This window comes from Rhodosalinus halophilus (assembly GCF_003298775.1).
Classification (GTDB): Bacteria; Pseudomonadota; Alphaproteobacteria; order Rhodobacterales; family Rhodobacteraceae; genus Rhodosalinus; species Rhodosalinus halophilus.
On sequence record NZ_QNTQ01000001.1, the window covers coordinates 238,549 to 259,203 of the forward strand.

Annotated in this window: 20 protein-coding genes and 2 tRNA genes; 13 read left to right on the forward strand and 9 right to left on the reverse strand. The window is 70.5% G+C overall.

Features of this window, described 5'->3' with window-relative positions; all coding sequences use genetic code 11:
• Positions 1–35: 35 nt before the first annotated feature.
• Together DRV85_RS01075 and DRV85_RS01080 are read right to left on the reverse strand one after the other, a co-directional pair.
• Positions 36–112 (reverse strand) — tRNA-Asp (locus DRV85_RS01075).
• A gap of 197 nt (positions 113–309) precedes the next feature.
• Positions 310–1,443 (reverse strand): pyridoxal phosphate-dependent aminotransferase, encoded by a 1,134-nt coding sequence (locus DRV85_RS01080; protein WP_113287576.1) that lies wholly within the window; start codon positions 1,441–1,443, stop codon positions 310–312.
• A 36-nt stretch (positions 1,444–1,479) separates the two neighbouring features.
• Here DRV85_RS01080 and DRV85_RS01085 point away from each other — a divergent pair, with 36 nt between their 5' ends.
• Complete coding sequence (locus DRV85_RS01085) at positions 1,480–2,235, forward strand: MBL fold metallo-hydrolase (RefSeq protein ID WP_113287577.1); 756 nt, start codon at positions 1,480–1,482, stop codon at positions 2,233–2,235.
• A 166-nt stretch (positions 2,236–2,401) separates the two neighbouring features.
• On the opposite strand, the gene DRV85_RS01090 is transcribed toward DRV85_RS01085, so the two are convergent.
• Positions 2,402–2,476: transfer RNA gene (locus DRV85_RS01090), tRNA-Val, on the reverse strand.
• Positions 2,477–2,928: 452 nt separating this feature from the next.
• Positions 2,929–5,331 (reverse strand): endopeptidase La, encoded by a 2,403-nt coding sequence (gene lon / locus DRV85_RS01095; RefSeq protein ID WP_113287578.1) that lies wholly within the window; start codon positions 5,329–5,331, stop codon positions 2,929–2,931.
• Between the two features lie 383 nt (positions 5,332–5,714).
• Here lon and DRV85_RS01100 point away from each other — a divergent pair, with 383 nt between their 5' ends.
• From DRV85_RS01100 to DRV85_RS01110, 3 genes are read left to right on the forward strand one after another with little or no spacing between them, the layout of a single operon-like run.
• Entirely contained in the window at positions 5,715–6,935 is a 1,221-nt protein-coding gene (locus DRV85_RS01100) for an NAD-dependent epimerase/dehydratase family protein (RefSeq protein WP_113287579.1), read from the forward strand.
• Positions 6,932–7,759 carry a glycosyltransferase gene (locus DRV85_RS01105; protein WP_113287580.1) on the forward strand — a complete coding sequence of 276 codons (828 nt, stop codon included), beginning with the start codon at positions 6,932–6,934 and terminating at the stop codon, positions 7,757–7,759. Before DRV85_RS01100 ends, DRV85_RS01105 begins: the two co-directional genes overlap by 4 nt.
• Entirely contained in the window at positions 7,756–8,643 is an 888-nt protein-coding gene (locus DRV85_RS01110; RefSeq protein WP_113287581.1) for an NAD-dependent epimerase/dehydratase family protein, read from the forward strand. Before DRV85_RS01105 ends, DRV85_RS01110 begins: the two co-directional genes overlap by 4 nt.
• A gap of 48 nt (positions 8,644–8,691) precedes the next feature.
• Here DRV85_RS01110 and DRV85_RS01115 read toward each other — a convergent pair whose 3' ends face one another.
• Genes DRV85_RS01115 through DRV85_RS01130 form a run of 4 tightly spaced genes read right to left on the reverse strand, consistent with a single transcriptional unit; the run spans position 8,692 to position 11,194 of the window.
• Positions 8,692–9,552 (reverse strand): ATP-binding protein, encoded by an 861-nt coding sequence (locus tag DRV85_RS01115; protein ID WP_113287582.1) that lies wholly within the window; start codon positions 9,550–9,552, stop codon positions 8,692–8,694.
• Positions 9,549–10,472: a twin-arginine translocase subunit TatC gene (gene tatC / locus DRV85_RS01120; protein WP_113287583.1), complete on the reverse strand. Its 924-nt coding sequence runs from the start codon at positions 10,470–10,472 to the stop codon at positions 9,549–9,551. Before tatC ends, DRV85_RS01115 begins: the two co-directional genes overlap by 4 nt.
• On the reverse strand, positions 10,469–10,963 hold the full coding sequence (gene tatB / locus DRV85_RS01125; protein ID WP_113287584.1) for a Sec-independent protein translocase protein TatB: 495 nt from the start codon (positions 10,961–10,963) through the stop codon (positions 10,469–10,471). Before tatB ends, tatC begins: the two co-directional genes overlap by 4 nt.
• Positions 10,964–10,966: 3 nt before the next feature.
• Positions 10,967–11,194, reverse strand: a complete 228-nt coding sequence (locus tag DRV85_RS01130) for a twin-arginine translocase TatA/TatE family subunit (protein ID WP_113287585.1) — start codon at positions 11,192–11,194, stop codon at positions 10,967–10,969.
• A gap of 199 nt (positions 11,195–11,393) precedes the next feature.
• Here DRV85_RS01130 and DRV85_RS01135 point away from each other — a divergent pair, with 199 nt between their 5' ends.
• Complete coding sequence (locus DRV85_RS01135) at positions 11,394–12,062, forward strand: helix-turn-helix transcriptional regulator (RefSeq protein ID WP_113287765.1); 669 nt, start codon at positions 11,394–11,396, stop codon at positions 12,060–12,062.
• A gap of 45 nt (positions 12,063–12,107) precedes the next feature.
• Here DRV85_RS01135 and DRV85_RS01140 read toward each other — a convergent pair whose 3' ends face one another.
• Entirely contained in the window at positions 12,108–12,536 is a 429-nt protein-coding gene (locus DRV85_RS01140) for an FKBP-type peptidyl-prolyl cis-trans isomerase (protein WP_113287586.1), read from the reverse strand.
• 186 nt (positions 12,537–12,722) lie between these two features.
• On the opposite strand from DRV85_RS01140, the gene DRV85_RS01145 reads away from it, so the two are divergent.
• From DRV85_RS01145 to DRV85_RS01180, 8 genes are all read left to right on the forward strand, one after another.
• On the forward strand, positions 12,723–13,409 hold the full coding sequence (locus tag DRV85_RS01145; protein ID WP_113287587.1) for a haloacid dehalogenase type II: 687 nt from the start codon (positions 12,723–12,725) through the stop codon (positions 13,407–13,409).
• The gene (locus DRV85_RS01150; protein WP_113287588.1) at positions 13,410–14,237 is read left to right on the forward strand and encodes an alpha/beta fold hydrolase; all 828 of its coding nucleotides are present in this window, start codon (positions 13,410–13,412) and stop codon (positions 14,235–14,237) included.
• Positions 14,234–15,238, forward strand: coding sequence for a threonine ammonia-lyase (locus tag DRV85_RS01155; RefSeq protein WP_113287589.1), 1,005 nt, complete (start codon positions 14,234–14,236; stop codon positions 15,236–15,238). The genes DRV85_RS01150 and DRV85_RS01155 overlap by 4 nt, the downstream gene beginning before the upstream one ends.
• A 146-nt stretch (positions 15,239–15,384) precedes the next feature.
• Entirely contained in the window at positions 15,385–16,554 is a 1,170-nt protein-coding gene (gene pobA / locus DRV85_RS01160; protein ID WP_113287590.1) for a 4-hydroxybenzoate 3-monooxygenase, read from the forward strand.
• Positions 16,554–17,342, forward strand: a complete 789-nt coding sequence (gene pcaD, locus DRV85_RS01165) for a 3-oxoadipate enol-lactonase (RefSeq protein WP_113287591.1) — start codon at positions 16,554–16,556, stop codon at positions 17,340–17,342. Before pobA ends, pcaD begins: the two co-directional genes overlap by 1 nt.
• A complete protein-coding gene (locus tag DRV85_RS01170) occupies positions 17,335–18,048 on the forward strand; it encodes an alpha/beta fold hydrolase (protein ID WP_113287592.1) in 714 nt (237 codons plus the stop codon). Before pcaD ends, DRV85_RS01170 begins: the two co-directional genes overlap by 8 nt.
• Positions 18,045–19,355 (forward strand): lyase family protein, encoded by a 1,311-nt coding sequence (locus DRV85_RS01175; RefSeq protein ID WP_113287593.1) that lies wholly within the window; start codon positions 18,045–18,047, stop codon positions 19,353–19,355. The genes DRV85_RS01170 and DRV85_RS01175 overlap by 4 nt, the downstream gene beginning before the upstream one ends.
• Entirely contained in the window at positions 19,352–20,578 is a 1,227-nt protein-coding gene (locus DRV85_RS01180; RefSeq protein ID WP_113287594.1) for an MFS transporter, read from the forward strand. Before DRV85_RS01175 ends, DRV85_RS01180 begins: the two co-directional genes overlap by 4 nt.
• Positions 20,579–20,655: the final 77 nt, after the last annotated feature.

A 20,655-nucleotide genomic window follows, 5' to 3' on the forward strand; every position in this document is an offset into this window, starting at 1 on the left:
GGCCGACGGCGGCTTTGCGGATCATGCTGCAAGCGTGGCGCGGTTGACGGGGCTCGAACCCGCGACCCCCGGCGTGACAGGCCGGTACTCTAACCAACTGAGCTACAACCGCCCGCTTGTGCGACCGGGCCGCGTGTGCCCGGTGAGCCGTGTCTTATGCGGTGCGACGGGCGGCGTCAAGCGGTCCTGCGCCAGAAATCGCAGCCCTCTGCAACCGTCCCGCGGGGGCTCTTCCCGGCCAGGCCCCGGGCGCCGAACCGACGCCGCGAGCCGTCCTCGGCGCCTGTCGGGCGCAGCCGCCGCGCGTCGCTAGCCTGTCGCCGCGAGGTCGCCCAGCAACCCCTCGAGCCGGGCCATCCCCGTGTCGAGCGCCACGTCCTCGCCGCCGCCCACGCCCAGGCGCACGTGCTGCGGCAGGCCGTAGGCCGCGCCCGGAAGCGCGAAGGTGCGCCAGGGGTCGCTGCCCAGTCGCGCCGCGAAGGCCTCGCCGTCGAGATCCCCCGCGATCCGCGCCAGGCCGATCAGCCCGGCCTGCGGGCGGTGCCACGCCAGAAGGTCGCTGGCCCGGACGATGCCGTCGAGCCGGTCCAGCGCCGCGAGCCCCTCCGCCTTCGCGCGATCGATCAGCGCCGCGCGCCGCTCCGGGCGCATCGCGATCTCGGCGATCGCCTCGCCGCAGATGTTCATGATCTCGCTGGAGTTCTCGCGCAGGATCACCGCATCCATCACGAGGTCCGGATCGCGGCAGATCAGCCAGCCGGTGCGCAGGCCCTGCAGCCCGAGCGCCTTGGACACGCTGCCCGTGGTGATGCCGCGCTCGTAGAGGCCGGCGACCGAGGGCGCCGGCACCCCGTCCCATTCCAGCCCGGCATAGACCTCGTCGACGATGAGCCAGGCGCCGACGCGCGCGGCGATCCCGGCGGCGCGCTCGATCTCGCCATCGGTGAGAAGCTGGCCTGTGGGATTGTTCGGGTTGCTGAGAAAGATCAGTTTGGTGCGCGGCGTGACGGCCTCGGCCAGGGCGTCGAGGGGCAGGCGCCAGCCCTCGTCCTCGCGCCGGTGCACGCGCCGCGCTGTGGCGCCGATGCCGTCGGCCAGCACCTCGGCCTGCGGCCAGCCCGGCGCCTCCACGACGATCTCGTCGCCGGGCGCGACCCGCTGCATGATGGCGAGGTAGTTGGCCTCGGCCGCGCCCGCGGTGATCAGCACGTCCTCGAGCCGGCAGCGCCCTTCGAGGCCGGTCGCGCGCAGCACATGCGCGCGCAGCTCCGGCAGGCCGCGGAAATCGCGATTGTTCCAGTCGAGCGACAGCTCGGGATCGAGCGCGCCGAGAAAGTCGCCGAGGCGCGGCGCGCGCGCGTTGGAAAAGCTCACGCTCGCGTCGAAGCCGGTTTCGGCGGTGTCGAGAAGATACTGGAACAGCTTGTGAATTCGGACCGTCACTGTCAGTCTGCCTCCGCAATCGAGGGGGAGAGGTGCATGGACCCGCTGCTCAGGGGACGGCCCGCGCGGCTCACGGTGCTGGATTTCGGGTTGTTCCGCGTCTTTGCGGGCGGGGGGCGCGACATCGGCATCTCCGGCTATCTGATCGAGACCGACCGGGGCGAGAAGGTGCTGGTCGACTCGGGCTTTCCCGAGAAATACGCGCAGGACGCCGCGGCGGCCAGCCGTGAGGATCGGCTCGATACCTTCGGCGAGGTGCTCGGTTGCGGACCTCAGAACACCGCGCGCGCGCAGCTCGCCAGAGCGGGCGTCGCGCCTGAGGAGATCGATCTCTTCATCCTGACCCACACCCACATCGACCACCTGGGCGGGCTGGAAGACTTCCGGCAGGCGCCGATGCTGATCGGAGCGCCCGAACGCGCCCTGCCCCGCCCGCTCTACTGGGGCGATGTGCAGCCGCTGGCTTGGCCGGCGCGCGACTACGTGACGCTCGACTCGGATGCCACGATCGGGCCGGGCTTCGAGGTGTTTCTCGCCCCCGGCCACGCCCCCGGGCAGCTCGCGCTGATGCTCGAGCTGCCCGAGACGGGGCCAGTGCTGCTGACATCGGACGCGATCTCGCGGCCCGAGGAGGTGTCGGAAGGGTTCGAGGGGACGACCGAGGCGGCAACCGCCCTGCATCACGCCGAGCGCCTGCTGGATCTCGCCGACCGGCGCGGCGCCTTCGTGATCTACGGCCACTGGCCCCGCCAGTGGCCCGCGCTGCGCAAGGCGCCGGACGGCTACACCTGAACTGCGCGGCGAGCTCGCGCAGCGACGTCACGACCACGGACAAGGCGTTCGTCGCGTCGCACGCCGCTTCGGGCGGACCTGCCACGAAGAGAGCGGCAGATCGGCCGAACCGCTACGCCCGGGGGCGCGAGGAGCTCGAGCTCCGGACCCGGAAGCTGTGGCAAGATGGTGGGTGATGAGAGATTCGAACTCCCGACATCTTCGATGTGAACGAAGCGCTCTACCACTGAGCTAATCACCCGCGCGAGCAGCGTTTAGCGCGCCTCGCACGGCTTCGCAAGAGGTCGGGACGCGTCTGCGGGAACGGGCAGCCATTGGCGCCAAGCACCGCGGTCCTTCGAGGCGCGTCTTCGACACAGGCGACGCGGACGGCGCCGTTTCACGCGCGCCGAGCCCCCATCGGACCGAAGACCCCGTCGAGGAGGGGCCTGCAGCGCGTCCCGGGCCACCGGCCGGGACTCGTCGACGGGCACCAGACGGGCGATGCCAAGCGGAGTCTGCGCCCGCAGCCTGTCTCGCACGAGCTCGGGCGGGAGGGGGCGCGGCGCAGTACGAGCCTGCCCCCGCCTCGGCCGGCGCGAACCACGGCCGATCACCGCGACCTGGGCCGAGTGGCGCCATGCGCCCCCGATCCCGGACGAAAAAAGGGGCGCCGCTCGGGCGCCCCGCTTTGCCATCCGTTCCCGGCCGGCCTCAGTGCGCGACCGCGCCGGTGGCCTCCGAGCTGCGCGCGGCCTCGGCCGCGGCGGCCTCTTCGGAGGTTTCGTCCCACTCGACCGGCTCGGGCTGGCGGACGAGGGCGTGCTCGAGAACCTCCTTGACGTTCGAGACGGGGATGATGGTCAGCCCCTCCTTCACGTTGTCGGGGATCTCCTTGAGATCCTTCTCGTTCTCCTCGGGGATGAGCACCGTGGTGATGCCGCCCCGCAGCGCCGCGAGAAGCTTCTCCTTGAGCCCGCCGATGGCCAGCACGTTACCGCGCAGCGTGACCTCGCCGGTCATGGCGACATCCTTGCGCACCGGGATCTGCGTGAGCACCGAGACGATGGAGGTCACCATCGCGATGCCGGCAGAGGGCCCGTCCTTGGGCGTGGCGCCCTCGGGGACGTGCACGTGGATGTCCCACTTCTCGAACTTCGGCGGCTTCACGCCGATGTCGGGCGCGATCGAGCGCACGAAGCTCGAGGCCGCGTCGATCGATTCCTTCATCACGTCGCCCAGCGTGCCGGTGGTCTTCATCCGGCCCTTGCCCGGCAGGCGCAGCGCCTCGATCGACAGCAGATCGCCGCCGACGCTCGTCCAGGCGAGGCCCGTGACGACGCCGATCTGGTCCTCCTTCTCGGCCAGACCGTAGCGGTACTTCTTCACGCCGAGATAGTCGTCGATGTTCTCGGCCGTGACCTCGACGCGCTTGACCTTGTCGCGCACGATCTCGGTGACCGCCTTCCGCGCGACCTTGGCCATCTCCCGCTCGAGGTTCCGCACGCCGGCCTCGCGGGTGTAGCGGCGGATGATCTCGAGGATCGCGTCGTCGCTCAGCGTGAACTCGTCCTTCTTGAGACCGTGGTTCTTCACCTGCTTGGGCAACAGGTGCCCCTTGGCGATCTCGAGCTTCTCGTCCTCGGTGTAGCCCGCGAGCGGGATGATCTCCATCCGGTCCAGCAGCGGGCCGGGCATGTTGTAGGAGTTCGCCGTGGTGATGAACATCACGTTCGAGAGGTCGTATTCCACCTCGAGGTAATGGTCCACGAAGGTCGAGTTCTGCTCGGGGTCGAGCACCTCGAGCATCGCGCTCGCCGGATCGCCGCGGAAGTCCTGCCCCATCTTGTCGATCTCGTCGAGCAGGATGAGCGGGTTCGTGGTCTTGGCCTTCTTCATCGACTGGATGATCTTGCCGGGCATCGAGCCGATATAGGTCCGGCGGTGGCCGCGGATCTCGGACTCGTCGCGCACGCCGCCAAGCGAGATACGGATGAACTCGCGCCCCGTGGCGCGGGCGACGGACTTGCCCAGCGAGGTCTTGCCCACGCCCGGAGGTCCGACGAGGCACAGGATCGGCCCCTTGAGCTTCCTGGAGCGGCTCTGCACGGCGAGATACTCGACGATGCGCTCCTTGACCTTCTCGAGGCTGTAGTGATCCTCGTCGAGGATCTTCTGCGCGCGGTGCAGATCCTTCTTCACGCGCGACTTCGTGCCCCACGGGATCGACAGCATCCAGTCCAGGTAATTGCGCACAACCGTGGCCTCGGCGCTCATCGGGCTCATGGTCTTGAGCTTCTTGAGCTCCGCCTCGGCCTTTTCGCGCGCCTCCTTCGTGAGCTTGGTGTTCTCGATGCGCTCCTCGAGTTCGGCGACCTCGCCGCCCTCGTCGCCGTCGCCCAGCTCCTTCTGAATGGCCTTCATCTGCTCATTCAGGTAATACTCGCGCTGGGTCTTCTCCATCTGGCTCTTGACGCGGGTCTTAATCTTCTTCTCGACCTGCAGGACGCTCATCTCGCCCTGCATCAGGCCATAGACCTTTTCCAGCCGCTCGCTGACGGCGGGCGTCTCGAGCAGTTCCTGCTTCTGCGCGACCTCGATGCCCAGGTGCCCCGCCACCAGATCGGCGAGCTTGGCCGGATCGCTGGCCTCGGACACGGCGGCGAGCGCCTCTTCGGGGATGTTCTTCTTGATCTTCGCGTAGCGCTCGAACTCGGCCGTGACGGTGCGCAGCAGCGCCTCGATCGCGGCGGCGTCGCCCTCGGATTCCTCGATGTGCTCGGCGCGCGCCTCGAAATACTCCTCGTTCTCGAGGAATTCGGTGATCCGCACGCGCGACTGCCCCTCGACCAGCACCTTCACGGTGCCGTCGGGCAGCTTGAGAAGCTGAAGCACGCTGGCCAGCACGCCGGTGCGATAGATGCCCTCGGGCGCCGGGTCGTCCTCGGCCGCGTCGATCTGCGACGACAGCAGGATCTGCTTGTCGTCCTTCATCACCTCCTCGAGCGCGCGCACCGACTTCTCGCGGCCGACGAAGAGCGGCACGATCATGTGCGGAAACACGACGATGTCCCTGAGCGGGAGCACGGGATAGGAGGTGTTCAGGGGCTCTTGCATGAATGCATCCTTGTTCTTGGCAAGAGGGCGCTGACCCCGCTGTGGCGGCAGCCTTCGGCCCTCTCCTCTTCGGACCGTTAAGGTGGGGGTCCGGCGCCGGATTTCAACCGCGCCGGCCTCTCGGCGCGACTCGCAGCATGGGCTGCGCGGGGGCCGGGCGCAAGCGGATCGCGACACTCCGGGCCGCCTGCAGGCCCGGTCCGCCACGGGGGCCGGACACGGGATCCCCGAGCCGCGGAACCCGCGCCTGCGATTCCCCCTGCGCCGCGCCGGCAGGTTTGCACGCGCATCGCGCAACCTTTAGTGTCGTGAAACGTTCACTTGCCAGAGGCCGCGGCACGCGCTAGCGGCGCGCGGAAACGACACCGGAGGAAGAGCAGCCCATGCGGATCGCCATTCTCGGGGGGGACGGCTTCGTCGGCTGGCCGACCTCGCTGCATCTGTCGAGCCTCGGCCACGAGGTGCATATCGTCGACAACCTTTCCCGCCGCTGGATCGACACCGAACTCGGCGTGCAGTCGCTGACGCCCATGGACTCGATCCAGGAGCGCTGCCGCATCTGGAAGGAGGTCTCGGGCGAGGCGATCCGCTTCCATCTGCTGGATCTGGCGCGCGACTACGAGCGCCTGCGCCAGTGGCTGGCGGAGTGGCGCCCCGACGCCATCGTGCATTTCGCCGAGCAGCGCGCGGCGCCCTATTCGATGAAGTCCGACCGTCACAAGGTCTACACCGTCGACAACAACGTCAACGCGACGCACAACCTGCTGGCCGCGCTGGTGGAGACGGGAATCGACGCGCATCTGGTGCATCTGGGCACGATGGGAGTCTACGGCTACTCGAACGTCGGCGCGGCGATCCCCGAGGGCTATCTCGACGTCGAGATCGAGAACCTCGAGGGCGAGAAGAAGGGGCTCGAGATCCTCTACCCCACCCGGCCGGGCTCGGTCTATCACATGACCAAGAGCCTCGATCAGATCCTCTTCCAGTTCTACGCGCAGAACGACGGGCTGCGGATCACCGACCTGCACCAGGGCATCGTCTGGGGCACGCACACCGACCAGACGCGCCGCCACGAGCAGCTCATCAACCGCTTCGACTACGACGGCGACTACGGCACGGTGCTCAACCGCTTCCTGATCCAGGCGGCGATCGACTATCCGCTGACCGTGCACGGTACCGGCGGACAGACCCGCGCCTTCATCCACATCCAGGACTCGGTGCGCTGCATCGAGCTTGCGCTTCGGGACGCGCCCAGGGCCGGCGACCGGGTGAAGATCTTCAACCAGATGACCGAGACGCACCGCGTGCGCGATCTGGCCGAGCTGGTGGCGAAGCTCACCGGCGCTCAGGTGAAATACCTGCCCAACCCGCGCAAGGAGGCGGACGAGAACGAGCTGATCGTGCGCAACGAGCAGTTCCTCGCGCTGGGGCTGGAGCCGACGACACTGGCCGAGGGGCTTCTGGAAGAGGTCGTGGACGTGGCGAAGAAATACGCCCACCGCATCGACCGCTCGCGCGTGCCGGCCGTCTCGGCCTGGACACGGGACATCGCGCAGCGGGTGGAGCGCGACCCGGAGGGCAAGGCGCTCAAGTCCGTCTCATGACCGGCCTGCGCCCGGAGCGGCCCGCCCGCTCCGACCGCGCCTTCGTCACGCTGGTGACGAACGCCGATTTCGCACGCGGGGCGGGGGCGCTTCTGCACTCGCTCGCGCGCACGGGGAGCGCGGCGGACCGGGTGGTGCTCCACACCGGGGGCGTGGGCGATGATGCACTCGCGCCACTGCGCGGCCTTGGCGCGCGGCTCGTGGCGACCGATCTGCTGCCCACCTCGGACGCCTTCAACCAGGCACACGCGCGCGATCGGCTGCACGGGATCGCCCCCTTCACCAAGGGCGAAAAGCCCGCCTTCCACACGCCCCTCGACAATTTCGCCAAGCTCCGGCTCTGGCAGCTCGACTACGCGCGCGTCGTCTTTCTCGACGCCGACACGCTGGTGCTGCGCCCGATCGACCGGCTCTTCGACTACCCGGAGTTCTGCGCGGCGCCGAACGTCTACGAGAGCCTCGGCGATTTCCACCGGATGAACTCCGGCGTCTTCACCGCGCGGCCGTCGCAGGCGACCTTCGAGGCGATGCTCGCCCGCCTCGACGCGCCCGGCGCCTTCTGGCGGCGCACGGATCAGACCTTCCTGCAGGACTACTTCCCCGACTGGCACGGGCTGCCGGTCTTCGACAACATGCTGCAATACGTCTGGTTCAACCTGCCCGCGCTCTGGGACTGGGCCTCGATCCGGGTGCTGCACTTCCAGTATGAAAAGCCGTGGGAGGACCACGCCAAGGCCCATCGCCTGCGCCCGCTGATCGATCTCTGGCAGGCCTTTGCCCGCGGCGAGGCGCCCGATCTTGCCGCCCTCGAGAACCCCGCATGAGGCTCGCGATCACCGGCGGCACGGGTCTCGTCGGCCGCTTCCTCGTCGAGGAGGCGCTGGCGGCGGGCGACCGGGTGACGGTGCTGACGCGACGGCCCCCTGCCCCGGGGTTTTTCTCGGGCGCGGTGGATCACGCGGCCTTCGACCTCGGCGGACCGCCGCCGGCGCTCGACGGGATGGACGCGCTGATCCACGCAGGCTTAAGCCACGTCCCCGGCAAGTATCGCGGCGGGGAGGGCGACGATCCGGAAGGCTTCCTCTCCGCCAACCGCGACGGCACGCTGCGGCTCTTCGAGGCGGCGGCGCGGGCGGGGGTCGGCCGGGTGATCTTCCTCTCCTCGCGGGCGGTTTACGGGGGTTACCCGCCCGGCACCGAGCTCACCGAGGAGATGCCCCCCCGGCCCGATACGCTCTACGGCAAGGTGAAGGCCGAGGCCGAGGCGGCGCTGGCGGATCTTCGCGGCGGGGTGGCGCTGCGCGCCACCGGGGTCTACGGGCCGGCGGGTCCGGGCCAGCGGCACAAATGGGCCGATCTCTTCGACAATTTCCTTGCCGGAGGGGAGATTGTCCCCCGTCGGGGAACAGAGGTGCACGGGGAGGATCTCGCCGCGGCCGCGCGGATCCTGCTCACTGCGCCGGAGGAGCGGCTGGGCGAGGGGGTCTTCAACGTCTCGGATATCCTGCTCGACCGGCGCGATCTGCTGGCGGAGGTGGCGCGGGCGACGGGCTGCGCGCATCCCCTTCCCCCGGCGAGCGACGCCCCGGTGAGCGTCATGCGGTGCCACCGGCTGCGGGCGCTGGGTTGGCGGCCGGGCGGCATGCCGCGGCTGCGCGCCAGCCTGCCGGCGTTGCTGCGCGGCCTGGCGGGCGCTCGGCGGCCCTGACGGGCCTTCTCGCGAAGAGCGCCCGCACGGGCGCGATGAGCGGCTGGCTCAGCGCAGCCGCACGCCCTCGCGTCCGGCGAGGTCCACGAAGAACTGCCAGGCGACCCGGCCCGAGCGCGCGCCGCGCGTGGCCTGCCACTCGATCGCCTCGGCGCGCAGGCGCTCCTCGGCGATCTCCAACCCGTAGGCCGCGCAATAGCCGCGGATCATCTCCAGATACTCGTCCTGGCTGCAGGGATGGAAGCCGAGCCACAGACCGAAGCGGTCGGAGAGCGAGACCTTCTCCTCCACCGCTTCCGACGGATTGATCGCCGTCGAGCGCTCGTTCTCGATCATGTCGCGCGGCATCAGGTGGCGGCGGTTCGAGGTCGCGTAGAGCACCACGTTCTCCGGCCGCCCCTCGACCCCCCCGTCGAGCACCGCCTTCAGGCTCTTGTAGTGCTGGTCGTCCTGGCTGAACGAGAGATCGTCGCAGAAGAGCAGGAAGCGATGCTCGGACGCCGCGCGGAGCAGGCCCAGCAGGCGGCCGACGCTCGGCAGGTCCTCGCGCTGAAGCTCCACGATCTTCAGCGCATGGCCCTCGGCCACCACCTCCGCATGCACGGCCTTGACCAGAGAGCTCTTGCCCATGCCCCGCGCGCCCCAGAGCAGCGCGTTGTTGGCCGGCAGGCCCCGCGCGAAGGCGCGGGTGTTGGCGAGCAGGATGTCGCGCACCCGTTCGATTCCGACCAGCAGGGACAGATCCACCCGGTTCACGCGGCCCACCGGCTCCAGCCGGTCGGGCTCGGTATGCCAGACGAAGGCCTCCGCCCCGTCGAAATCGGGCGAAGGCCGCGGCGCGGGCGCGATGCGCTCGAGCGCCGCGGCGATGCGGGTCAGCGCCTCGGCGTCGCCGCCCGCGTCCCTCATCGGCCGCGGTCCTCCTCGTCCTCGTCGAACTCCCGCATCAGCGGGTCGTCCTCGTCGCGGCCCTCGCCGTAGGGATCGTCGTCGTCCTCGAACCACAGGCCCTGTGCCTTGAGCTCCGCCTCGCGCTTCGTCTCGACCCGCTTCACCAGCCAGATCGAGACCTCGTAGAGCCCATAGACCACGACGAAGAGGATCACCTGCGTGATGACATCGGGCGGCGTGACCAGCGCGGCCAGCACGAGGATGCCGACCACGGCGTATTTGCGCACCGTCCGGAGCCCCTCGGCGCTCACCAGGCCCGCCTTGCCCATCAGCGTGAGCAGCACGGGCAGCTGGAAGCACAGGCCGAAGGCCACGATGAACTTGATGGTGAGCGAGAGATATTCCTGCGCCGAGCCCTGGAAGGCGATGCCGGCGGTGGCGTTCTCGACCTCGCCCTGGTCGAGCACGGTGCCCGGCTGCTGGAAGCCCAGGAAGAAGTCGAAGGCGAGCGGCGTGACGACGTAATAGGCGAAGGCCGCGCCCAGGAAGAACATGAAGGGCGAGGCCAGCATGAAGGGCAGGAAGGCGCCCTTTTCGGACTTGTAGAGCCCCGGCGCCACGAAGCGCCACATCTGGAAGCTGATCACCGGGAAGGACAGCACCAGCCCGCCCAGAAGCGAGATCGAGACCGCGACGAAGAAGCCTTCCTGCAGCCGGATCAGGATCAGGCCGCAGTCGGACATGCCGCGGATCGCCATGGCGTCGCAGAGCGGCCGCGTGAGGAAGTCGAAGATCGGGTTCCAGACGGTGAAGCAGATCACCATGCCGACGATGAAGGCGAGCACCGAGCGGATCAGCCGCGTGCGCAGCTCCGCCAGATGCTCGATCAGCGGTGCCTGGGAATCGTCGATCTCGTCGACCTCGTCGGCCTTCGTCATTCCTTGCGGTCCTCAGGGGCAGGCGCATCGCCGGCGGGTGCCGCCTCGGGCTCCGCGGGTCGCGCCGCATCGGGCGTCTCGCCGCTGGCCTTGTTCCAGGACTGACCCGCGGGCGCCGTCTCGCCGCTCTCGCCGTCCCTTTTCTCGCGCAGCGCATCGCGTCGCTTCTGCGCCTCGGCGGCGCGTTCGCGCGCGAGCTTGGCGGTCTCGCTGTCGGGATCCCAGCGCGCGCTCTCGCGGAGCGACTTCTCGAGCCCGTCGAGGCCCATCGACTTGGCGCTGGTCATGTCCTTGAAGCCCTGCGTGGCCTCCTTGACGCCGCTCTCCTCGGCCGCCTCGTTCATGGCGCGGGAAAACTCGCGCGCCATCGCGCGCGCCTTGCCCATGAACCGGCCGACGTTGCGGAAGAGCACCGGCAGATCCTTGGGCCCCACCACGATCAGCGCGACGATCCCGATGACGAGAAGCTCCGTCCAGCCCAGGTCGAGCATGGATCAGACCTTGTCTTTCTCGCGCTCGTCTTCGGGCGTCACGTCGCGGGCGGGCTCGCCTTCTGCCGACTGGTTCTCGAGTTCCTCGGTGCCGTCCTTCACGCCCTTCTTGAACGCGGTGATCCCCTTGCCGACCTCGCCCATGAGCGAGCTGATCTTGCCGCGGCCGAAGAGCACCAGAACGACGATCGCGATGAGAAGAAGGCCCGGAAGGCCGATGTTGTTGAGCATGGCGACTCTCCTCGTGGCAGCGCGGACGCGTCGCGCGCCCGCAACTCCTGCGCGGCAGATGTAGTGGCTCCACCCGCCGCGCGAAAGCGGGAAAGCACCAGTTCGCCGGTCCGAACGCGAGGTTTTTTCGCCCGCTCCTGCCAAAAATCCGTCAACTGACAATATAATGTCCAAACGGAACGCGAATCAGAAGGCAGCGATGGCCCGCACGGAACGGCTCTACGCGCTGATCGAGATCCTGCGTCACGGCGGGCCGCACCGCGCGGAGGATCTCGCACGGCGCTTCGGCGTCTCGCTCAGGACGATCTACCGCGACATGGACACGCTCGCCGCCTCGGGCGTCCCGATCGAGGGCACGCGCGGTCAGGGCTACCGCGCGAAGGCGGGGATGACGCTGCCGCCCCTGGTGCTCGACGAGGCGGAGCTCGAGGTTCTGCACGTCGCGCTCGCGGTCATGGGCGGCGCGCAGGAGGCGTCGCTGCGCGAGGCGGCGGCCTCGCTCGCGGCCAAGATCGAGGAGGCGCTGCCGGAGGAGCCGGGCCGGCGGGTCGAGGGCTTCGGCCTCGCGACCTATCCCTTCGACGCGGCGGCACGGGGCGGCGCGCATCTGCCTCGGCTGCGCGCCGCCATCCGCGCACGGCAGAAGCTGCGCCTGCAGCTCGCGGGCGGCGGCGGCGCACGGGTCGTGCGGCCGCTCAAGCTCGATTACTGGGGGCGGATCTGGACCGGGGTCGGCTGGGACGAGACGGCCGCGGACTTCACGACGTTCCGCGTCGACCGCATCGAGGAACTGACCGTCCTGCCACAACTTTTCGTGGATGAACCCGGAAAGCGCCTCGAGGATCTCGAGGCGCGCGGGGCGGCATGAGCATGGCGTGACCGCCATGCTCGCGGGCCGCCCGCCGCGCTTGGGTCAGCTGATCTCGACCAGTTCGACGTCGAAGGTCAGATCCTTGCCTGCGAGCGGATGATTGGCATCCAGCGTCACCGTCTCGTCGGTCGCGGTCACCACCGTCACGGGCAGCACCTGCCCCTCGGGCGTCTGCATCTGCAGCCGCGTGCCGGGATCGAGCGGGATGTGGTCCGGAATGCCCTCGCGCGGGATTTCCTGCTGCGCGGAAGGATCGTGCTGGCCGTAGGCCTCGTCCGCAGGCACTTCGACGCGCTTGGTGTCGCCCACGGACATGCCCGGGATCGCCTTGTCGAGCCCGGGGATGATCTCGCCGGAGCCCAGGGTGAACTGCAGCGGCTCGCGCTCGCGCGAGGAGTCGAAGGTCGTGCCGTCCGACAGCGTGCCGGTGTAGTGGATGCTGACGGTATCGCCCGTCTTGGCCTCAGTCATGCGGCCTCCTGAAGTCTTGTGGAAGGGAAGTGATGTCGTGCTTTCGAGGCCGCGCGCCACACGCGCGGGTTCTCGGGTGTCGCGGCAAGCCTGACCGAGGCGGCCGAGGATGTAAACCCCGGCCCGGCGATTGCCCTTGTCCCTGCGCGCGCGGCCGTGCCAGTCTCCGCCGCGAGGGAGAGGGACATGGGCCACCGCCTTTGCGTCTTCGACGCCTACGGCACGCTGTTCGACGTCTCCGCCGCGGCCCGCGCCGCGGCGGCCGAACCGGGGCGCGCGGCGCTCGCGGAGCGCTGGCCGCGCCTGGCCGAGGCCTGGCGGCTCAAGCAGCTGCAGTATTCTTGGCTTCGGGCGGTGACCGGCGCGCACACGGATTTCTGGCGGGTGACGGAGGACGGGCTCGACTGGGCGCTGGAGGCCACGGGCCTCGACGGCGATGCGGAGCTGCGGGCGCGGCTGCTCGCCCTCTACCGCGAGCTCGAGGCCTACCCCGAGGTGCCCGGGATGCTCGCCCGCCTCAAGGCCGGGGGGCTCGGGACGGCGATCCTGTCCAACGGCGCGCCGGGGATGCTGGCTGCGGCCGTGGAGAGCGCGGGCATCGGCGATCGGCTCGACGCGGTGCTGTCGGTCGAGGAGGTCGGCGTCTTCAAGCCTGCGCGCGCGGTCTACGACCTGGTGGGCGCGCGCTTCGGCACGGCGCCGGACGAAGTGCTCTTCGTCTCGGCCAACGGCTGGGACGCGGCCGCCGCCGCCGGCTACGGCTTCGACACCGTCTGGGTCAATCGCGCCGGCGATCCGGTGGACCGCCTGCCCTGGCGCCCCGGCACGGTGCGTCCCGACCTCACCGACATTCCCCGACTGGCAGGAGTCTAGATGCCCCGCTTCACCACCTCCGACGGTCTTTCGCTGCACTACTCGGACGAGGGGCAGGGCCTGCCCGTTCTGTGCCTCACCGGGCTCACGCGGAACACGACCGACTACGACTACCTGGCGCCGCATCTGCGCGAGGCCGTGCGCCTGATCCGCATGGACTACCGCGGCCGCGGCCGCTCCGACTGGGCCGAGGATCACCTGACCTACACGGTCCCCCGCGAGGCGGCGGACGCGGTGGAGCTTCTCGACCATCTGGGCCTCGACGCCGCGGCGGTGATCGGCACCTCGCGCGGCGGGCTGATCTCGATGTTTCTCGCAACCACGGCCAGGGCGCGGCTGCGCGGGGTTCTGCTCAACGATATCGGCCCCGTGCTCGAGCCGGGCGGGCTCGATGTCATCCTGGGCTATCTCGGCCGCGACCCGGTCTGGAAAAGCGTCAGGGAGGCGCTCGCCGAGCGGCCCAGGGTCATGGCGGGTTTCGCCAACGTGCCCGAGAGCCGCTGGCGCGAGGAGATCGACCACCTCTACCACATCATGCCCGAGGGGCTGCGGATCAATTACGACCCGCGCCTGCGCGAGGCGGTGATCGAGGCCGGCGCACAGGGCGCGGCCGATCTCTGGCCCTATTTCGACGCGCTCGAGGGTCTGCCCGTGGGGGTGATCCGCGGCGCCAACTCGGATCTTCTCAGCCGCGAGACGGTGGCCGAGATGCAGCGCCGCCGCCCCGACATGATCGCCGCCGAGGTGCCCGACCGCGGCCATATCCCCTTTCTCGACGAGCCCGAGGCGCTGGCCGCGATCCGCGACTGGCTGGGCCGGATGCGATGAGCCTGCGCGAGGCGCCCGAGGCCTGTGACATCGGCATGATCGAGGCCGCCGCGACCCGGCTGGCGGGTCATGCGCGGCGCACGCCGCTGCTCTCCTCCCCCTTTCTCGACGAGATCGCGGGGCGGCGCGTGCTGGTCAAGCCCGAGTGCCTGCAGCACACCGGCAGCTTCAAGTTCCGCGGCGCCTGGTCGGCGCTCTCGGCGCTGGCGCCGGACGTCCGCGCGCGCGGCGTCATCGCCTATTCCAGCGGCAATCACGCGCAGGGCGTCGCGCGCGCCGCCGCGCTGCACGGCGTGCCGGCGGTGATCGTGATGCCCGCGGACGCGCCGCGGCTGAAGATCGCGAACACCCGCGCGCTGGGTGCCGAGGTGGTGCTCTACGACCGCGCCAACTTCGAAAGCCGCGAGGAGATCGGCGCGCGCATCGCCGCCGCGCGCGGCCTCACGCTGATCAAGCCCTACGACGACCCCGAGGTGATCGCGGGCCAGGGCACCGCGGGTCTGGAGATCGCGGAGCAGGCGGCGGAGGAAGGGATCAGCGAGGCCGACGTTCTGGTCTGCGCCGGCGGCGGCGGGCTGTCTGCCGGAATCGCGCTGGCGCTCGAGGCGAAGGCGCCGGGGCTGCGCGTGCGCACGGTGGAGCCTGTGGGCTACGACGACTGGGCCCGCTCGCTCGCCTCGGGGCGGCGGGAGCGCAACACCGTGGAGGCCGGCGGCTTCTGCGACGCGATCCTGACGCCCCAGCCGGGCGAGCTGACCTTCCCGATCCTGCGGCGTCTGGCCGGCCCCGGCCTCGCCGTGAGCGACGCCGAGGTGCGCCGCGCGATGGCGCTGGCCTTCACGCGACTGAAGATCGCGGCGGAGCCCGGCGGCGCCGTGGCGCTCGCCGCCGCGCTCTTCCGGCCCGGAGAGATGCGCGGCGAGGCGGTGATCGTCACCGTCTCGGGGGGTAACATGGACCCTGCGCTCTTCGCTCGGGTGCTGGCGGACGCGGCGGGGTGAAGGCGATTTCTCGATCGAAAAATCGCCTTCAAGGCTCTGGCATGCTTCCGAAAAATCTTCGCACGAAGATTTTTCTCCGACACGCGCGCGATTGACTTGATCCGGCCTTCGCGGTTTTGTCCGCGCGAGGGATCGGGAGGCAGGACATGCGGACGCAGGTGGCGATCATCGGGGGCGGGCCGTCGGGGCTCTTGCTGGGCCAGCTTCTGCATCGCGCGGGGATCGACACGGTGGTGCTCGAGCGCCGCTCGCGCGACTACGTCCTGTCGCGCATCCGGGCGGGCGTGCTGGAAACCGGTCTCGTGGATCTCATGCGCGAGGCGGGGGTGGGCGAGCGGATGGACCGCGAGGGCTTCATCCACGACGGCACGCTGATCGCCAACGGCGACGAGCAGTTCCGCATCGACTTCGAGAAGCTCACCGGCCGGCACGTCATGGTCTATGGACAGACCGAGGTGACGCGCGACCTCTACGAGGCACGCGATGCGGCCGGCGCGGTGACCCTGCACGACTGCCGGGGCGTGAAGCCGCACGACCTCGACACCGCGGCGCCCTTCGTCACCTTCCTGCGCGAGGGCAAGGTGCACCGGCTGGACTGCGACTTCGTCGCCGGCTGCGACGGCTATCACGGCCCCTGCCGCCAGGAGATCCCGACCGAGGTGCGGCGCGAATACGAAAAGACCTATCCCTTCGGCTGGCTCGGCGTGCTCTCCGAGACGCCGCCTGTCGCGGACGAACTCATCTACGCCAACTCCGCGCGCGGCTTCGCGCTCTGCTCGATGCGCAACGCGCGCCTCAGCCGCTACTACATCCAGTGCGACCTGTCGGATTCGCCCGACGACTGGACCGACGACATGTTCTGGGACGAACTCAGGCGCCGCATCCCCGCGGAGGCCGCCGAGCGGCTGGAAACCGGCCCCTCGATCGAGAAATCCATCGCGCCCCTGCGCAGCTTCGTCTGCGAGCCGATGCGCTGGGGGCGGCTCTTCCTCTGCGGGGACGCGGCGCATATCGTACCGCCCACCGGGGCCAAGGGCCTCAACACCGCCGCCTCGGACGTCCATTACCTCTACAACGCGCTCAAGCGCTTCTACCACGACCGCGACGATGCGGGGCTGGAGCACTATTCCGAGACCGCGCTGGCGCGCATCTGGAAGACCGAGCGCTTCAGCTGGTGGTTCAGCTCGCTCATGCACCGCTATCCCGACCAGTCGGAGTTCGACCTGGCGATCCAGCAGGCCGAACTCGCCTTCCTGCGCGATAGCGAAGCGGCGCAGACGGCGATGGCGGAAAACTATGTGGGGCTGCCCTACTGATGCGGGTGGCGGACCTGAACGGACTGCGCCTGCACTGGCGCGAGGACGGCGATCCCGACGGCGCCCCCGTGGTCTTCGCCAATTCGCTGGGCACCGACCTGCGGCTCTGGGACAAGGTGATCCCGCTGATGCCTTCGGGCCTGCGGCTGATCCGCTACGACAAGCGGGGACACGGGCTGAGCGACTGCCCGCGCGGCCCCTATTCGATGGGGCAGCTCGTGACCGATGCCGAGCGGCTGCTCGATCACCTGGGCGTGCGGGACTGCGTCTTCGTGGGGCTTTCCATCGGCGGCATGATCGCGCAGGGGCTGGCGGTCAAACGCATGGACCAGCTGCGCGCGGTGGTGCTGTCGAACACGGCGGCCAGGATCGGCACCGCCGAGATGTGGGCGGAAAGGGTCGAGACGGCGCGCGGCCAGGGCATCGAGGCGATGGCCGACGGCGTGATGCAGCGCTGGTTCACCGCCGCCTTCCGCGAGACCGACGAGTTCGCGGCCTGGCGCAACATGCTGATCCGCCAGCCGGCGGAGGGCTACGCCGGCTGCTGCGCGGCGATCGCGGGCACCGATTTCTACACGCCCACCAGCGGGCTGCGGCTGCCCGCGCTGGGCATCGCGGGGTCCGACGACGGCTCCACCCCCGCCGATCTGGTGCGCGAGACGGTGGAGCTGATTCCCGGAGCCGAGTTCCGGCTGATCCGGCGCGCGGGGCATCTGCCCTGCATCGAACAGCCCGAGGCCTATGCCGAGGCGCTGACCGAATTCCTCGCCTCGATCGGGCATGGCTGAGTTTCTCCTGATCCACGGCTCCTGCCACGGCGCGTGGTGCTGGCGCGACGTGATCCCGGCGCTGGAGGCGCTGGGGCATTCCGCGCGCGCCATCGACCTGCCGGGGCATGGTGCCGACGACACGCCCGCGGACGAGGTGACGCTCGACAGCTACGCGGACGCCATCCTCGACGCGATCGACACGCCCGTGGTGCTCGTGGGGCACTCGATGGCCGGCTTTCCGATCACGGCGGCCGCGGAGAAGGCGCCGGAGAAGATCGCGCATCTGGTCTACCTCTGCGCCTACGCGCCCACAGGCGGCGTGTCGCTGGTCCAGATGCGGCAGGCCGCGCCGCGCCAGCCGCTGCTGCCGGCGCTGGAGAAATCCGCCGACGGGCTGAGCTTCACCGTGAAGCCGGACATGGCGCGCGGCGTCTTTTACCACGACTGCCCCGACGCGGCGGTGGCCTACGCCGTCCCCCGCCTCTGCCCGCAGCCCATCGCGCCGCAGGCCACGGCGCTCGAGGTCACGGAGCGGTCGCGCGCCCTGCCCCGCGACTACATCCGCTGCACCGAGGACCGGACCATCCCGCCGGAATACCAGGTCACGATGACCGAGGGCTGGCCCGCGCATCGCGTGCACAGCCTGCGCACCGGGCATTCACCCTTCTTCGCCGATCCCGCAGCCCTTGCCCGGCTGCTGGGCGACATCGTGGAGGCCGGATGAGCACGCTCCACGACGGGCTCTTCGGCGCGGGAGAGGCCGCGCGGCTCTTCTCCGACGGCGCGGAAATCCGCGCGATGCTGGTGGTCGAGGGGGCGCTGGCGCAGGTGCAGGGGCGGTTGGGCGTGATCCCGGAGACGGCGGCGCAGGCGATCCACCGCGCCTCGCTGGAGGTCACGCTGGACCCTGCGGCGCTTGCGGGGCCGGCGGCGCAGAACGGGGTGCCGGTGCCCGGCCTTGTCGCGGCCTTCCGCGCGGCGATGGGCGCGCCGGAGCACGCGCAGTTCGTCCACTGGGGCGCGACGAGCCAGGACATCCAGGACACCGGCCTGATGCTGCGTCTGCGGCAGGCGCTGGCCGAGGCCGAGGCGCAGACGCGCGCCACGGCGGAAGCGCTCGCGCGGCTGGCAGAGGCGCACGCGGAGCTTCCGATGGCCGCGCGCACCTACGGGCAGGTGGCCACCCCCACCAGCTTCGGCGCGGTGGCGGCGGGCTGGGGCTGGCCGCTCCTCGATCTGTTGGAAGAGGTGGAGGCGCTGCGCGCATCCAGCCTCTGGGTCTCGCTTTCGGGTGCGGCCGGCACGGGCGCCGCGCTGGGGCCGCGGGCGGCGGAGACGCGCGCGCGGCTGGCCGAGGCGCTGGGGCTCACCGATCCCGGGCGCAGCTGGCACGCGGACCGCGGCCCGGTGCTGCGGCTCGCGGACTGGGCGGCGCGGCTTGCCGCGGCACTCGCCAAGATGGGCCAGGACATGATCGCACTGACGCAGACGGGCATCGGCGAGGTGCGGCTGGGGGCGACGGGCGGCTCCTCGACCATGCCGCAGAAGGCCAACCCCGTCGGCCCCTCGGCGCTGGTGGCGCTGGCGGGCCAGGCGCGCGCGCAGCAGGCGGCCCTGCATGCCGCGGCCAGCCCGCTGGGCCAGCGCGACGGGGCGGCCTGGTTCGGCGAATGGATCGCCCTGCCCCGGCTCTGGCTCTCGGCGCTGGCCGCGCTCGGCCACGCGCGCACGCTCGCCGAGGGGATCGAGCCCGTGCCGGAGGCGATGGCCGCCGGCCTCGGTCTCGCCCACGGCGGCGCCTATGCCGAGGCGCTCAGCTTCGCGCTGGCGCGCCGGATGCCGCGCCCGGAGGCGCAGGCAGAAGCGAAGCGGCTCGCGCAGCTGGCCGCCGCCGCGGGGCGGACACTGGCCGAGATGGCGCGCGCCGCGCATCCCGACCTCGACCCCGGCACCTTCGAGGCGGCGGCGCAACTGGGGCAGGCGCCGGCAGAGGCGCGCGCCTTCGCCGCACGGGTGCGGGCGGGCGCATGACGGCCCCGGCCGCGCCGCAGGTGGGCACGCGGCTGCCGATCCTCTTCATCATGATGACGGTGATGATCGATTCCATGGGAATCGGCCTGATCCTGCCGGTGCTGCCCGACCTGATCCTGGAACTCAACGGCGGCACGCTGGCCGCCGCGGCGATCTGGGGCGGGGTCCTCTCCACCTCCTTCGCGGTGATGCAGTTCCTCTGCGGCCCGCTCCTCGGCGCGCTCTCGGACCGCTACGGGCGGCGGCCCGTGCTGCTGCTCTCGGTCGGCATCATGGCGGTGGACTACCTCGTGATGGCGGTGGCGGGCACCATCTGGCTCCTGCTGGCCGCGCGGATCGTGGGGGGCGTCACCTCGGCCACGCAATCGACCGCGACCGCCTTTCTCGCCGACATCTCGGCGCCGCACGAGAAGGCCGCGCGCTTCGGCCTGGTGGGCGCCAGCTTCGGCATGGGCTTCGTGTTGGGACCGCTGATCGGCGGGCTGCTGGGCGAGATGGGCACGCGCGCCCCCTTCTACGCCGCCGCAGCCCTTTCTGCGCTGAACCTGCTGCTGGGCCTGCTGGTGCTGCCCGAGACGGTCACGGACGCCACGCGCCGCCCCTTCCGCTGGGGGGCCGCGAACCCGCTGGGCGCGCTGCGCCAGATCGGCCGGCTGGAGGGCGCGCGGGCGCTGCTCACCGTCTTCTTCCTCTACCAGCTCGCCTTCTACGTCTATCCGGCGACCTGGGCCTATTTCACGCAGGCGCGTTTCGGCTGGGATCCGGGGCTCATCGGCATCTCGCTCGCCGTCTTCGGCGTCAGCATGGCCGCGGTGCAGGGCGGGCTCATCCGCGTGGTCCAGCCCCGGCTCGGCGAGCGGCGGATGGTCGCCGCGGGCCTGATGCTGTCGATCGGCGCCTTCACGACGCTCTCGGTGCTGACCTCCGGCGCCGCCGTGATGGCGCTCATTCCGGTTGCCGCGCTGGGCGCGATCACGCCGCCCGCGCTGCAATCCATCATGTCGCGCGCCGCGCGCGACGACGAGCAGGGCACGCTGCAGGGCGTGCTGACCAGCGTGAACGCCGTGGCCGTCATCCTCGCGCCGCTCGTCATGACCTCGACCTTCGCCGCCTTCACGCACCCGCAGGCGCCGGTGGACTTCCCCGGCGCGGCCTTCCTGCTCTCGGCGCTCCTGGTCGCCACGGCACTGGCCGTCTTCGCCCGCCGCGCGCCGGCGGCCTGAGCGGCGCGCCGGCGCCTCGGTTTCCCGCTTGCAGCCCCCGCCGGGCGGCGTCACCGTGGCGCGGGAGACTCGCGGAG